Genomic DNA, 14,914 nt, shown 5'->3' on the forward strand with positions numbered 1-14,914 from the left:
CGCACGGCGGTCGGCGCGTGTGTGCGGACGCTACCCGCATCAGGCACGGCGTGCTTTATTACAGGACGAAGCGGCAGGCACGCGGATCCGGCGCGCGTCGTGCCCGCTTCGTCCGGCGCATGCGCCTGTTGAGTATTCTTGACGCGGCCCCGGCTCTGCTAAGCTCGGCGCACTCCCGCAGGCCGCCGCCATGACCCGCACCCACGACGCTCCGCTGCTGCCCCCGGACGCCGCCCAGGCCCTGCAACGCATCCCCGGCTGCGAACAGATCGACCTGCTGCTGCCGGACAGCAATGGCCTGCTGCGCGGCAAGCGCATCACCCGCGACGCGCTGGACAAGGTCTATCGCGACGGGGTGTGCCTGCCGATGTCGCTGATCGCCACCGACATCACCGGCAATACGGTCGAGGAAACCGGCCTGGGCTACGCCATCGGCGACGAGGACCGGCTGTGCTTCCCGATACCCGGCACGCTGCAGCCGGTGCCGTGGGCGCCGGTGCCGTCGGCGCAGCTGCTGCTGGCGATGCGCGACGGCGCCGGCGGCCCGCTGGACTTCGCCCCGCGCGAGGTGCTGGCGCGGGTACTGGAGCGATTGCGCGCGCGCGGGCTGACCGCGGTGATCGCGGTGGAGCTGGAGTTCTACCTGTTCGATCCGCGTGCCGACGCCAACGGCCGGCCGCAGCCGCCCCTGCAGGCGCACACCGGGCTGCGCAACGACAGCACCCAGGTCTATTACATGCAGGAGCTGGACGACCAGCGCGGCTTCACCGACGCGGTCGCGCAGGCCTGCCGCGCGCAGGGCATCCCCGCCGATACCGCGGTCGCCGAATACGCGCCCGGCCAGTTCGAGATCAACCTCAAGCACCGCGGCGACGCGCTGGCCGCCTGCGACGACGCGCTGATGCTCAAGCGCGCGATCAAGGCGATCGCGCAGCAGCAGGGTTTGCTCGCCAGCTTCATGGCCAAGCCGTTCGCCGCGCAGTCCGGCAGCGGCCTGCACCTGCACGTGAGCCTGCTCGACGCCGCCGGGGACAACGTCTTCGCCGGCACCGCGCAGGCGCCGGCCGACGCGCTGCGCCACGCCATCGGCGGCCTGCAGCGCAGCGCCGACGACTGCCTGCTGCTGTTCGCCCCGCACGCCAACAGCTACCGCCGCTTCGTGCCCAATGCGTTCGTGCCGCTCAACGACAGTTGGGGCTTCAACAACCGCACCGTGGCGATGCGGGTGCCGTACAGCGACCCGGCCAATACCCGCATCGAGCACCGCATCGCCGGCGCCGACGCCAATCCGTATCTGGTCGCCGCGGCGGTGCTGGCCGGCATCGAGCACGGCCTGCAGCATGGCTTCGACCCCGGCCCGCCGGTGCAGGGCAACGCCTACGAACAGACCGAGATCCGCCACCCGGACTGGCGCGGCGCGATCGCCGGCTTCCTCGCCAGCGACTTCGTCGCCGAGCAGTTCGGTGCCCGCTTCCGCCACGTCTACGGCCAGCAGAAACGCCGCGAGATGCTGGATTTCCATGCGCAGGTGAGCGATCTGGATTATCGGTGGTATCTGCGCACAGTGTGAAAAGCCGGGAATGGGGAATCGGGAATGGGGAATCGAAAAAGCAAACGCCAAACATCCGGAGGCTGACCCCCATGATTCCCCTTCCCAGCAACTCGCCACCATGACCCGCTCTTCCACGATTCCCGATTCCCGGCTCCCGATTCCCGGCTCCTGGTACACCGACAGCGCCACGCCACTGCCGCCGCAGCCGCCGCTGCGCGGCCAGGTGCGGGCCGACGTATGCATTCTCGGCGCCGGCTATACCGGGCTGAGCACGGCGCTGGCGCTGGCCGAGGCCGGCTACCAGGTCGCCATCGTGGAAGCGCAGCGCGTGGGCTGGGGCGCGTCCGGGCGCAACGGCGGCCAGGCCATCGTCGGCTACGGCTGCGAGCAGCACACGCTGGAAGCGCTGCTCGGCCACGCCGAGGCGCGGCGGCTGTTCGACTTCTCGCGCGACGGCATGCAGTTGCTGCGCGAGCGCATCCAGCGCCACGCCATCGCCTGCGACTGGCGCGACGGCCATGCGCACGTGGCGATCAAGCCGCGCCAGGTGCGCGCGCTGCAGGCCGGCATCGCCGAGATGGCGCAGCGCTACGACTATCCGCTGCAGTGGTGGGACCGCGACCAGTTGCGCGAACAGCTGCGCAGCGAGCGCTACCTGGGCGCGATGTACGATCCGGCCAGCGGCCATCTGCACCCGCTCGAATACGCGCACGGGCTGGCACGCGCGGCGCTGGCCGCCGGCGTGCGCATCTACGAGCGCTCGCCGGTGACCGCGCTGGTGCGCGGCGCGCGGCCGATCCTGCGCAGCGCGCACGGCGAGGTCCAGGCCGATTTCGCGGTGCTGGCCGGCAACGCCTGGCTGCGCGGCATCGCGCCGGAACTGGAATCGCGGATCATGCCGGTCGGCACCTACATCGGCGCCAGCGCGCCACTGGGCGCGGCGCTGGCGCGCGAGCTGATCGGCAACGACATGGCGGTGGCCGACGTGAACTGGGCGCTGGACTATTTCCGCCTCAGCCGCGACCACCGCCTGCTGTTCGGCGGCCGCGCCAGCTATTCGTCGCTGCCGCCGCCGGGCCTGCGCGGGGTCATGACCCGGCGCATGCGCCGGGTGTTCCCGCAGCTGCGCGAGGTCGAGCTGGAGTACGTGTGGGGCGGCTATGTCGACATCACCCGCAATCGCGCCCCGCACTGGGGCCGGCTGACGCCGAATGTGTACTTCGCGCAGGGCTTCTCCGGCCATGGCGTGGCCGCCACCGGCCTGGCCGGCGATGCCATCGCCGCAGCCATCGCCGGGCAGTCGCAGCGCCTGGACCTGTTCGCCAAAATCCCGCACGCGCCGTTCCCCGGCGGCCGTGTGTTGCGCACGCCGCTGCTGGTGGCGGCGATGTCCTGGTACAAGCTGCGCGACGCGCTGTGGTGACGGCGCCCGCCGCGCGCGACGCGCTGCATCCGCCGCCGGCAAGCACACAAGCACCTGTCCCTGGCCAAGGCCGGCGCGCGCAACCGGTCGAGCGTGCGGCCTGAGCGCCGGTCCGCTCAGCGGCGCTGGTTGCGCATCGCCAGCAGCGCCAGCAAGGTCAGCAGTGCCGCGACACTGAGGTAATAGCCCACCCACGGCAGACCGTAGCGCTCGGCCAGCCAGGTCGCCAGGTACGGCGCCGGCGCCGCGCCGATGATGCCGGCCAGGTTGAACGACAGCGAGGCGCCGGTATAGCGCACCGACACCGGGTACAGCTCGGCCAGCAAGGTACCGCATGTCCCGTAGGTCAGGCCCATGAACAAGAATCCAAGCGACAGGAAGCACAGCACCTGCCACGGCTGCCCGGCCTGGAACAGCGGCGCGAATCCCAGCCCGAACAGGACGATGACGATGCTGGCCAGGATCATCGTCAGGCGCGCACCGCGGCGATCGCCGTAGTGCGCCGACAGCGGGATGCCGATGGCGAAGAACACGATGCCGACCATCTGCAGCAGCAGGAACTGCGCGCGGCTGTAGCCCAGCGCCGAGGTGCCGTAGCCCAGCGCGAACACGGTCATCAGGTAGAACAGCACGAAGGTCGCGAACACCCCCAACGTGCCCAGCAGCATCGCTCCGGCATGCCGCGACAGCACCGTCCACATCGGCAGGCGCACCCGCTCGCCGCAGTCCAGCGCGCGCTGGAAATCGGGGGTCTCGTGGATGCGCAGGCGCACCCACAGCCCGGTCGCCACCAGCAACGAACTGGCCACGAACGGAATGCGCCAGCCCCAGCGCATGAACTGCGCATCGTCGAGCAGCGCGCCGAGCAGCAGGAAGATGCCCGAGCACAGCAGGAACCCCAGCGGCGCGCCCAACTGCGGGAACATGCCGTACCAGGCGCGCTTGCCGGGCGGCGCGTTCTCGGTCGCCAGCAACACCGCCCCGCCCCATTCCCCGCCCAGCCCCAGGCCCTGGCCGAAGCGGCACAGCACCAGCAGTACCGGCGCCCACATGCCGATGCTGGCATAGCCGGGCAACAGCCCGATCAGCACCGTCGACAGGCCCATGGTCAGCAGCGCCGCCACCAACGTGGCCTTGCGCCCGACGCGGTCGCCGAAATGGCCGAACAGCGCCGAACCCAGCGGCCGCGCAACGAAGGCCACGGCGAACGTCGCCAGCGATTGCAGCCTGGCCGCGCCGGCATCGCCGGCCGGGAAAAACAGGGTCGGAAACACCAGCACCGCGGCGGTGGCGTAGATGTAGAAATCGAAGAACTCGATGGTGGTGCCGACCAGGCTGGCCAACAGCACGCGGCGCGGCGAATTGACGGGCGAAGCGGGAAGCGCGGCAGCGGTCATGGACTCGGCATCGATGGGGAGCCGCCGATTTTGGCAGATCGGTGCGTGTGGCGCAGCGCCGCTGTCGACACTATCGGCGCTGTCATCGCAAACCCGCCAGTCCGGCAACGGCCGCGCGCAGGCCACTGCCGGACGCCACGCTCCACGCCGGCGTGGACGCAGCGGACAAGGCAGGACAGCGCGGCCGCCGCCATCCAACGTCCGGGCGATCGCCCGCACCGGCAACGCGCTTTCTCTGCCGCACGATCCGGCGCCGTTCCAGCGCGTTCGGCCGCAGTGCGGCCCTGGACGCCGACGGCTCGCGCCGCGGCCGCCGCGTTCAGGGTTGCGGCGCATCCTCGCAAGCGCCGATGTCGCAGTCCAGCGCCGCCTCTTCCGCTTTTCCGACGATGTTCCCGTCTTCATCGATCTGGTAAGGGATGTCGGCCTCCACGCCATCTTCGCCGGTGGCGGCAATGACATTGGTGTAGCGTTCGCCGTCCCAGCAGCGGAAAATGAGCGTCGAATTCTCTCCGCCGGTCAGCGTCGACCCCAGACTGCCGATGAGCCTGCTGCGCGCGCCGGCCGTCAGGACACTGTTCTTGCCGGCCGTCAGCTTGCTGCGATCTCCCGCCATCAGCGTGCAGTCGTCCCCGGCCGTGAGCTTGCTTCTGTCGCCAGCGGTGAGATGGCTGTTGCGTCCGGCCAACAGTTTGCTGCGATCGCCTGCGGTCTGGGTGCTGTCGGCGCCAGCGATCAGCTTGCTGCGATCGCCTGCAGTCTGGAAGCTGGCGGAACCGGCGATGAGCGTACTGCGAGACCCTGCGGTCTGGGAGCTTCCCTTGCCCGCGATCAGCATGCTTTTGTGGCCGGCAATTTGAACGCTGTCATGGCCTGCGATCAGCGAGCTGCCATAGCTGGCAATCTGGTTGCTGCCGTAGCCTGCGGTCAGAAAGCTGCGCACCCCGCTGGTCAAGCTGCTGCCGTAGCCCGCGATCAGCGAACTGTCTTGCCCAGCGGTTCCCGTGCTGCCGTAGCCGGCAATGAGCGAACTGCTGTGTTCTGCCATCTGGGTGCTGCCATACCCTGCGGTCAGCGTGCTCTCGTAACCTGCGGTCTGGGAACTGCCGTAGCCGGCGATCAGCGAACTCGAGTATCCGGCGAGCTCGGTGCTGCCGTAACCAGCAGTGAGCGAACTGTTTTCTTGAGCGGTCAGCGAACTCCCATACCCTGCGGTCAACGTGCTCTCGTAGCCCGCGATCTGGGTACTGCCGTAGCCGGCGATCAACGAGCTCTCGTGACCGGCGGTCGAGTTGCTGCCATAGCCCGCGGTCAGCGTGCTTTTGTAGCCAGCGGTTTGCGTGCTGCCGTAGCCGGCGGTCAGCGTGCTTTCGTGGCCGGCGGTCGAGGTGCTGCCGTAGCCGGCGGTCAGAGAGCTGCTCTCCTGCGCCGTCTGGGTGCTGCCGTAGCCTGTGGTCAGGACGCTGTTGTAGCCTGCGGTCTGGGTGCTGCCATAGCCGGCGATCAGCGAGCTGTCGTGACCGGCGGTCGAGGTGCTGCCGTAGCCGGCGGTGAGCGTACTGTCCTGCTGGGCGGTTTGGGTACTGCCATAACCGGCGGTGAGGGTGCTGTCGTAGCCAGCGGTTTGCGTGCTGCCATAGCCGGCGATCAATGAACTGTCGGCGCCGGCGGTGCCGGTACTGCCATAGCCGGCGGTGATGTCGCTGCCCTTTCGCGCCGTCTGCGTGCTGCCGTAGCCGGCGGTCAGCGAGCTGTCGCTGCCGGCGGTCTGGGTGCTGCCGTAGCCGGCGATCAGCGTGCTGTCGGCCCCGGCGGTGCCGGTGCTGCCGTAGCCGGCGGTGATGTCGCTGCCCTGCCGCGCCGTCTGCGTGCTGCCGTAGCCGGCGGTCAGCGAGCTGTCGCCGCCGGCGGTCTGGGTGCTGCCGTAGCCGGCGATCAACGTGCTGTCGGCCCCGGCGGTGCCGGTACTGCCATAGCCGGCGGTGATGTCGCTGCCCTGCCGTGCCGTCTGTGTGCTGCCATACCCGGCGGTCAGCGAGCTGTCGCCGCCGGCGGTCTGGGTGCTGCCGTAGCCGGCGATCAACGTGCTGTCGGCCCCGGCGGTGCCGGTACTGCCATAGCCGGCGGTGATGTCGCTGCCCTGCCGTGCCGTCTGTGTGCTGCCATACCCGGCGGTCAGCGAGCTGTCGCCGCCGGCGGTCTGGGTGCTGCCGTAGCCGGCGATCAGCGTGCTGTCGGCCCCGGCGGTGCCGGTGCTGCCGTAGCCGGCGGTGATGTCGCTGCCCTGCCGCGCCGTCTGCGTGCTGCCGTAGCCGGCGGTCAGCGAGCTGTCGCCGCCAGCGGTCTGGGTGCTGCCGTAGCCGGCGATCAACGTGCTGTCGGACCCGGCGGTGCCGGTGCTGCCGTAGCCGGCGGTGATGTCGCTGCCCTGCCGCGCCGTCTGCGTGCTGCCGTAGCCGGCGGTCAGCGAACTCTCGCTGCCGGCGGTCTGGGTGCTGCCGTAGCCGGCGATCAGCGTGCTGTCGGCCCCGGCGGTGCCGGTGCTGCCGTAGCCGGCGGTGATGTCGCTGCCCTGCCGCGCCGTCTGCGTGCTGCCGTAGCCGGCGGTCAGCGAGCTGTCGCCGCCGGCGGTCTGGGTGCTGCCGTAGCCGGCGATCAGCGTGCTGTCGGCCCCGGCGGTGCCGGTACTGCCATAGCCGGCGGTGATGTCGCTGCCCTGCCGTGCCGTCTGTGTGCTGCCATACCCGGCGGTCAGCGAGCTGTCGCCGCCGGCGGTCTGCGTGCTGCCGTAGCCGGCGATCAGTGTGCTGTCGGCGCCGGCGGTGCCGGTGCTGCCGTAGCCGGCGGTGATGTCGCTGCCCTGCCGTGCCGTCTGTGTGCTGCCATACCCGGCGGTCAGCGAGCTGTCGCCGCCGGCGGTCTGCGTGCTGCCGTAGCCGGCGATCAGCGTGCTGTCGTGACCGGCCGTCGAGGTACTGCCGTAGCCGGTGGTAAGGGAACTGTCCTCCTGGGCTGTTTGCGTGCTGCCATAGCCCGCCGTCAGGGTGCTGTCGTAACCAGCGGTCTGCGTGCTGCCATAGCCGGCGATCAACGAACTGTCATGACCCGCTGTCGAGGTACTGCCGTAGCCGGTGGTGAGGGAACTGTCCTCCTGGGCTGTTTGGGTACTGCCATACCCGGCGGTCAGCGAACTCTCGCTACCGGCGGTCTGGGTGCTGCCATAGCCGGCGATCAACGAACTGTCGGACCCGGCGGTGCCGGTGCTGCCATAGCCGGCGGTGATGTCGCTGCCCTGCCGCGCCGTCTGCGTGCTGCCGTAGCCGGCCGTCAGCGAACTCTCGCTACCGGCGGTCTGCGTGCTGCCATAGCCGGCGATCAACGAACTGTCGGCGCCGGCGGTGCCGGTGCTGCCATAGCCGGCGGTGATGTCGCTGCCCTGCCGTGCCGTCTGTGTGCTGCCATACCCGGCGGTCAGCGAGCTGTCGCCGCCGGCGGTCTGGGTGCTGCCGTAGCCGGCGATCAGCGTGCTGTCGGCGCCGGCGGTGCCGGTGCTGCCGTAGCCGGCGGTGATGTCGCTGCCCTTTCGTGCCGTCTGCGTGCTGCCATACCCGGCCGTCAGCGAGCTGTCGCCGCCGGCGGTCTGCGTGCTGCCGTAGCCGGCGATCAACGAACTGTCGGACCCGGCGGTGCCGGTGCTGCCGTAGCCGGCGGTGATGTCGCTGCCCTTTCGTGCCGTCTGCGTGCTGCCATACCCGGCCGTCAGCGAACTCTCGCTACCGGCGGTTTGCGTGCTGCCGTAGCCGGAGATCAAGGCGCTGTCGGCGCCTGTGGTTGCGGTACTACCGTAGCCGGAGGTGAGGCGGCTGCCTTCCTGCGCCGTCTGCGTGCTGCCGTAGCCCGCCGTCAGCGTGCTCCTTTCCGCGGCGGTCTGGGTGCTGCCATATCCTGCAAGGATGGAACTATCGGATCCCGCAGTACCGGTACTGCCATAGCCGGCAATCAGGTCGCTGTGATCACCGGCGGTTTCGGTACTGCCATAGCCCGCAATGAGTCGACTCTGGTCTGCGCCGGTGAGCGTACTGCCATAAACAGCCGTTTCGGTTTTTTTTGAAACCACTTCATGACGCTGTTCCAAGGGATCCGCCCCGCCAACCGGGACGATCGGAGTTGCCGGGGTTGCCTGCGTCGCCGGCGTTGCCTGGGTCGCTGCGGTTGCTACGGTTGCCGCGGTTGCCGCGGCGAGCCGCTCCAGCTGCGGCGCCTGAGAATTCACCGGATCGGCCGGTGCGGCTGCCCCTGCGGCTGCGGCTTCATAGAACTGGATGTTGTTGGCGATGTATTCCAGCGCAGCGCTGCGGTTGCCGACGAAAACCACTTCGGCCTTGGGAAATTTCGTCATTCCCTCCTCGGCCAACGGCAGCGCATCGTCGATGGCGACTTCGCAGACGACCCATCGGGCATCGGCATGCGCGCTCAGATGCGCCCCGACGCCCTTGCCCCACAGCAAGCCGGTAAGCCCATTCTCGTGCTGCCTCGACGGTTTCCAGTACTTGCACTCGACATGGCCGGACATCGGCCAGACCAGGCCACAATGGTCGGCCATATCGTTGGCGCATGTCCGCAGCACCAATAGCTTGTCAACAATCATCGTATTGCCCTCATAGAATATGCTCGCCAAAAAATGATATTCCCCAGGCCGACTCAGCGACCGATAAACGGGAAACGACGTGTATCTCATCCATTCTGGCTGCGACCGCCAGCCGGCATGGGCAATCGCCAAATGCGCCTGGCGAAGTCCTTCCTGCATTTCCACGAAATGGACGTTCCAGCCATGCGGCACCGTCTTTTCCAGAAATAGCGCCGCAGCGGCATGGCTCGCACGCGATCGATCGCTTCGATCCGGTTCGTGGAAACGCTGTCCGCAGCGTCGAATCCGACCGTCTCACAGAGTGAGACTGGACAATATTTCAGCGCTCCAAATCCATGAAAACGCAACTGGATCACTTCCCCACAGAAGTGCCTTGATTATATTTTCGTATAATGCGAATTAATCGGCATTATTATTGTGCGGCGCTTAACGTCGCAAATTCGAACTCGCCCATACCGCCAGGCGACCGGATTCCAGAGACGCGACGGAACCCGAGATTGCAGGATTGCGGCAAGGACACCTCGCTGCAACGAGCGCCGCCGCTGCCTGCGCACCAACGCCGCAGGTGCGGGTGGGCTGCCGTTGCCGGCGAACGGAATGGCCTGGAATGAACGCGGTCGCTGCGCGCCGCTCGGGCAAGGATCGCCATCGCAACGCGACGGCACGGCCTTGCCGCGCCGGCCGGCGCGCGCCGCGCTCAGTGCGGAAGTTGCGCGCGGCCGGCCGCGGTCAGCACCGCCACCTCGCGTTCGCCGCGCGTCTCCACCCGGATCCAGCCCGGCCCCGCACGCCCGTCCAGGTTGGCTTCGCCCAGCCACGCCAGGGTGCGCAGCAGCACGCTCATGCGCACGCCCAGGCGCTTGCACAGCCGCGCCAGGGCGACGCCTTCCGGCTCCGGCGCCAATGCCTCGAACAGCGCCCGGGTCAGCGCCGGATCAGCGGACAAGCGCCACGCCGATGTCGCGCGGCACCGCGGCGGCGGCCTCGGCCAGGTGCGGGGTCACCACCACCGGGATCGACTTGGAGGTCGGCGTGCGCGCCTCGTCGGCGAAGCTGGACAACGGCACCAGGCCATTGGTCTCGGGATAGTAGGCGGCCAGGCAGCCGCGCGGGATGTTGTACTCGACCAGCAGGAAACGCTTGGCCTGGCGCTGCACGCCATCCTCGCCGAGGCTTTCCAGGTCCACCCAGGCGCCGGCCTGCAGGCCCAGATCGGCGATGTCGGCGGCGTTGATGAACAGCACCCGGCGCTCGCCGAACACGCCGCGGTAGCGGTCGTCCAGGCCGTAGATGGTGGTGTTGTACTGGTCGTGCGAGCGCGTGGTGGCCAGGATGAACACCGGCTGCTGCGGGCGCTGGCGGCGCGCGCGGTGGATCGGGTTGTCGGTCGGCACCGCGTGCACCTTGAACACCGCGCGGCCTTCCGGCGTCGCCCACACGCGGTCGCGCGCGCTGTTGGACAGGCGGAAGCCGCCGGGCACGCGCACCCGCGCGTTGAAGTCGGCGAAGTCCTCGAACACCTGCGCGATCAGCTCGCGGATGCGGTCGTAGTCGGCCACCAGCCAGCGCCAGCGGATCGCGCTACGCGCGCCGAGGGTGGCCTCGGCCAGGCGCGCGACGATCGCCGGCTCCGACAGCAGCTGCGCCGAAGCCGGCGGATTGATCCCGGCCGACAGGTGCACCATGCTCATCGAGTCCTCGACGCTGACGCTCTGCGGGCCGCCCTCCTGGATGTCGATCTCGGTGCGGCCCAGGCACGGCAGGATCAGCGCGTCGCGGCCGTGCACCAGGTGGCTGCGGTTGAGCTTGGTGGTCACGTGCACGGTGAGCTGGCAGCGGCGCAGCGCGCGGTGCGTGGCCTCGGTGTCGGGAGTGGCGGTGGCGAAGTTGCCGCCCATGCCGAAGAAGGTCCTGGCCCGCCCGTCGCGCATGGCCTCGATCGCGCCGACCGTATCGAAGCCGGATGCGCGCGGCGGCTCGAAACCGAACACCGCCTGAAGCCGGTCCAGGAACGCGGCCGGCGGCTGCTCGTAGATCATCATCGTGCGGTCGCCCTGCACGTTGCTGTGGCCGCGCACCGGGCAGGCGCCGGCGCCGGGGCGGCCCAGATGGCCGCGCAGCAGCAGCAGGTTGGCGATCATGTGGATCGTGGCCACCGAATGCTTGTGCTGGGTGATGCCCATGCCCCAGCAGGCGATCAGCCGCTCGGACTTCAGGTAGATCTCGCCGGCGTGGCGCAGCTCGGCCTCGCTCAGCCCGGATTCTTCGACGATGGTGGCCCACGGCTCGGCGATCACCTCCGCGGCGAAGGCGTCGAAGTTGGCGGTGTGCTGGGCGATGAACTCCAGGTCAAGCAGGCGCGGCTGCGCCTCCCGCGCCGCTTCGGCATCGCGCTCCAGCACGTGCTTGATGATGCCCTTGACCGCGGCCAGGTCGCCGCCGATCTTCAGCTGGAAATAGTCCGAGGAGATCCGCGTGGAGCCGTTGTGCAGCATCTGCAGCTTGTCCTGCGGATCGGCGAACTTCTCCAGGCCGCGTTCGCGCAGCGGATTGAACGACACGATCGCCGCGCCGCGCCTGGCCGCCTGGCGCAGCTCGCCGAGCATGCGCGGATGGTTGGTGCCCGGGTTCTGGCCAAAGATGAAGATCGCATCGGCCAACTCGAAGTCGTGCAGCGACACCGTGCCCTTGCCGACCCCGATCTGCGACTTCAGCGCGGTGCCCGACGGCTCGTGGCACATGTTCGAGCAGTCCGGGAAGTTGTTGGTGCCGAACGCGCGCACGAACAGCTGGTACAGGAACGCGGCCTCGTTGCTGGTGCGCCCGGAGGTGTAGAAGATCGCCTCGTCCGGCGAGGCCAGGCCGTTGAGGTGCCCGGCGATCAGCGCGAACGCCTCGTCCCAGCCCACCGGCACGTAATGGTCGCTGGCGCTGTCGTAGCGCAGCGGATGGGTCAGCCGGCCCTGCCCTTCCAGCCAGTAGTCGCTGTACTTGGCCAGCTGCGCGACGCTGTACTGCGCGAACAGCGCCGGGGTGGCACGGCGTGCGGTGGCTTCGGCCGCCACCGCCTTGGCGCCGTTCTCGCAGAATTCGAAGGTCGAGGTGTGGTCGCGGTCGGGCCAGGCGCAGCCGGGGCAGTCGAAGCCGTCGGGCTGATTGGCGTGCAGCAGGGTCTTGGCCCCCTGCACCGCCACGTCCTGCTGCAGCAGGTGGGTGGCGACGGCGCGCAGCGCGCCCCAGCCGCCGGCCGGCTGCGTATACGGCTGGATGGTTTTCTTGCTCATGCGGGCGCTCCGGCGTGCGCGGCCTGATACAGGCGCTGCGGATGGCTATAGACGACGTAATCGTGGTCGCGGGCGAAACCGATCAGGGTCAGGCCGGCGCTGTCGGCCAGCGCGATCGCCAGCGCGGTGGGGGCGGAAATGGCGGCCAGCAGCGGGATGCCGGCCTGCGCGGCCTTCATCGCCATCTCGTAGCTGGCGCGGCTGGTGACCACGGCGAAACCGCTGGCCGGGTCCAGGCCAGCCGTGGCCAGCGCGCCGATCAGCTTGTCCAGCGCGTTGTGCCGGCCGACGTCCTCGCGCGCCAGCTGCACGCATCCCTCGGCGTCGGCCCATCCCGCGGCGTGGGTGGCACCGGTGAGCGCATTGAGCGGCTGCTGCTGGCGCAACTCGCGCAAGGCGCGGGCCAGCGCCGCCGGCGCGATCTCGGTGCCGGCCGGCAGCGGCCGCGGCGCGCGCAGCACCGCCTCGATCGATTCGCTGCCGCACACGCCGCAGCCGCTGCGGCCCTGCAGGTTGCGGCGCCGTGCCTGCAGGGCCGCGGCATGTGCGGGCGGGATCTGCAATTGCAGCGAAATCCCTTCCAGAAAGGTGTCCACGCCGACGATGCGCAGCTGCGCCGGGTCCTCGACGATGCCTTCGCTGAGCGAGAAGCCCAGCGCGAAGTCGTGCAGGTCTTCCGGGGTGGCCATCATCACCACGAACGGCTCGCCGTTGTAGGCGAACGCCACCGGCACCTCGGCCGCCACCAGATCCTGGGTGACGGCGCTGCGCCCGTCGTGATGGCGGCGCACGCCGCGCGCGACGGCGCCGGGCCGGGAAGACGCACGCGAGTACATGGTGACGCCCCCCTCCGGATCAGTGGAACAGCACGAACGCCTTCTGCAAGGTCACCGAGATGCCCCACAGCATCGGCACCGCGACCGCCAGCCAGGCCAGCGCCACCAGCAGCGGGTTGCCGCCATGGCCGACCTGCGCCAGCTGCGCCGCATCCAGCGCCGGCTGGCCGCTGTTGCCGACCTTCTCGTGCGCCAGGCGCTTTTCCTCGGCCAATTCTTCCGCGGTCATGAAGTGCCTGGCCGCCACCGGCCGTACCAGCAGGTTGCAGATCAGGCCCAGCACCAGCATCCCGGCCAGGATGTACATGGTCGTGTTGTACACCTGTGACGGCGGCACGCCCAGGCCCAACTGGTACTCGCGCATATAGCCGACCACCACCGGGCCGAGGATGCCGGCGGTGGCCCAGGCGGTCAGCAGGCGCCCATGGATGGCGCCGACCATCTGCGTGCCGAACAGGTCGGCCAGGTAGGCCGGAATGGTGGCGAAGCCGCCGCCGTACATCGACAGGATCACGCAGAAGATGCCCACGAACAGCGCGCTGCCGCCGACCTTGCCGGCCCACGGCGCCGCCGCGTACAGGGCGATGCCGAGCACGAAGAACAGGCTGTAGGTGTGCTTGCGGCCGAGCTTGTCGGACATGCTGGCCCAGAAGAAGCGCCCGCCAATGTTGAACAGGCTGAGCAGGCCGGTGAAGCCGGCGGCGATGGCGGCGATGGCCGCCAGCTGCGCGGTGTCCAGGCCGCCGAAGCCGGCGTCCACGCCGATCAGGCGGCCGCCGAACACCTCCTGCAGCATCGGCGAGGCCATGCCGATCACGCCGATGCCGGCCGACACGTTCAGGCACAGCACGCCCCACAGCAGCCAGAACTGCGGGATGCCCCAGACCTTGTTCACGTGCACGTGGTGGGCGGTGATCATCGCATTGGCGCTGGACGCCGGCGCGCTCCAGCCGGCCGGCGTCCAACCGCTCGGCGGCACCCGGTAGCCGAACGCGCCGGCCATCATGAACACGAAATACAGCGCGGCCATGACCAGGAAGGTCTGCATCACCCCCACCGATGCCGGGCCGGCGAAATGGCGCATCAACGCATCGGCCAGCGGGCTGCCGATCATCGCGCCGCCGCCGAAACCCATGATCGCCATGCCGGTGGCCATGCCGCGGCGGTCCGGGAACCACTTGATCAGGGTCGACACCGGCGAGATGTAGCCCAGCCCCAGGCCGATGCCGCCGATCACGCCCGAGCCCAGCCACAGCAGCCAGATCTGGTGCAGATGGATGCCCAGCGCCGAGATCACCAGCCCGCCGCACCAGCACAGCGCCGAGACCACGCCGGCCTTGCGCGGCCCGGCGCGCTCCAGCCAGCCGCCCCACAACGCCGCCGAGCAGCCCAGCAGCACGAAGAACAGCGTGTACATCCACTGCAGTTCGCTGATCTTCCAGTCGCAGCTGGCCGACACGATGCGCGCGAACAAGCCCATGTCGACCGGACACGCCAGCGCCTCGCTGATCCCCAGCGCCTTGGACAGCGGCAGCCAGAACACGCTGAAACCGTAGGCCATGCCGATGCACAGATGGATCGCCAGCGCCGCCGGCGGCACCAGCCAGCGGTTGAAACCCGGCCTGGCGACGATGCGTTCCTTCGACAGCAGGCCGGCATGGGCAATGTGCGCGGAACTCGCCGCGCCGTTCGAGTTGCTCATTCGATTCCCCTTTCAGCGCATCGGCATCGTTATGTGATGAAGCGCATATTGCGGACGCAACCGCGCGCGCCG

General features: G+C 69.3%; 8 protein-coding genes. 2 read left to right on the top strand and 6 right to left on the bottom strand.

Annotation, left to right across the window (positions count from 1 at the left end; translation table 11 throughout):
* Nucleotides 1–190 precede the first annotated feature (190 nt).
* Together FZ025_RS00920 and FZ025_RS00925 are read left to right on the top strand one after the other, a co-directional pair.
* Nucleotides 191–1,570, top strand: coding sequence for a glutamine synthetase family protein (locus tag FZ025_RS00920; protein WP_104558824.1), 1,380 nt, complete (start codon nt 191–193; stop codon nt 1,568–1,570).
* Between the two features lie 100 nt (nt 1,571–1,670).
* Complete coding sequence (locus tag FZ025_RS00925) at nt 1,671–2,975, top strand: NAD(P)/FAD-dependent oxidoreductase (RefSeq protein WP_104558823.1); 1,305 nt, start codon at nt 1,671–1,673, stop codon at nt 2,973–2,975.
* A gap of 116 nt (nt 2,976–3,091) precedes the next feature.
* Here FZ025_RS00925 and FZ025_RS00930 read toward each other — a convergent pair whose 3' ends face one another.
* From FZ025_RS00930 to FZ025_RS00955, 6 genes are all read right to left on the bottom strand, one after another.
* Nucleotides 3,092–4,372: an MFS transporter gene (locus tag FZ025_RS00930; protein WP_104558822.1), complete on the bottom strand. Its 1,281-nt coding sequence runs from the start codon at nt 4,370–4,372 to the stop codon at nt 3,092–3,094.
* A gap of 319 nt (nt 4,373–4,691) precedes the next feature.
* Nucleotides 4,692–9,020, bottom strand: a complete 4,329-nt coding sequence (inaX, locus tag FZ025_RS00935) for an ice nucleation protein (RefSeq protein ID WP_158185506.1) — start codon at nt 9,018–9,020, stop codon at nt 4,692–4,694.
* A 697-nt stretch (nt 9,021–9,717) separates the two neighbouring features.
* Nucleotides 9,718–9,966 carry a hypothetical protein gene (locus FZ025_RS00940; RefSeq protein ID WP_046981176.1) on the bottom strand — a complete coding sequence of 83 codons (249 nt, stop codon included), beginning with the start codon at nt 9,964–9,966 and terminating at the stop codon, nt 9,718–9,720.
* Nucleotides 9,956–12,304, bottom strand: coding sequence for an FdhF/YdeP family oxidoreductase (locus FZ025_RS00945; RefSeq protein WP_046981177.1), 2,349 nt, complete (start codon nt 12,302–12,304; stop codon nt 9,956–9,958). Before FZ025_RS00945 ends, FZ025_RS00940 begins: the two co-directional genes overlap by 11 nt.
* On the bottom strand, nt 12,301–13,140 hold the full coding sequence (gene fdhD, locus FZ025_RS00950; protein ID WP_046981178.1) for a formate dehydrogenase accessory sulfurtransferase FdhD: 840 nt from the start codon (nt 13,138–13,140) through the stop codon (nt 12,301–12,303). Before fdhD ends, FZ025_RS00945 begins: the two co-directional genes overlap by 4 nt.
* Before the next feature lie 19 nt (nt 13,141–13,159).
* A complete protein-coding gene (locus FZ025_RS00955) occupies nt 13,160–14,842 on the bottom strand; it encodes an OFA family MFS transporter (protein WP_046981179.1) in 1,683 nt (560 codons plus the stop codon).
* Nucleotides 14,843–14,914 lie beyond the last annotated feature (72 nt).

The sequence above is a fragment of the Xanthomonas hyacinthi genome (assembly GCF_009769165.1).
GTDB classification, from domain to species: Bacteria; Pseudomonadota; Gammaproteobacteria; order Xanthomonadales; family Xanthomonadaceae; genus Xanthomonas_A; species Xanthomonas_A hyacinthi.

Coding starts and splice junctions, on each gene's coding strand:
- fdhD (WP_046981178.1), bottom strand. CDS start 13,140: ATGTACTCGCGTGCGTCTTCCCGGCCCGGCGCCGTCGCGCGCGGCGTG.
- FZ025_RS00925 (WP_104558823.1), top strand. CDS start 1,671: ATGACCCGCTCTTCCACGATTCCCGATTCCCGGCTCCCGATTCCCGGC.
- FZ025_RS00955 (WP_046981179.1), bottom strand. CDS start 14,842: ATGAGCAACTCGAACGGCGCGGCGAGTTCCGCGCACATTGCCCATGCC.
- FZ025_RS00930 (WP_104558822.1), bottom strand. CDS start 4,372: ATGACCGCTGCCGCGCTTCCCGCTTCGCCCGTCAATTCGCCGCGCCGC.
- inaX (WP_158185506.1), bottom strand. CDS start 9,020: ATGATTGTTGACAAGCTATTGGTGCTGCGGACATGCGCCAACGATATG.
- FZ025_RS00945 (WP_046981177.1), bottom strand. CDS start 12,304: ATGAGCAAGAAAACCATCCAGCCGTATACGCAGCCGGCCGGCGGCTGG.
- FZ025_RS00920 (WP_104558824.1), top strand. CDS start 191: ATGACCCGCACCCACGACGCTCCGCTGCTGCCCCCGGACGCCGCCCAG.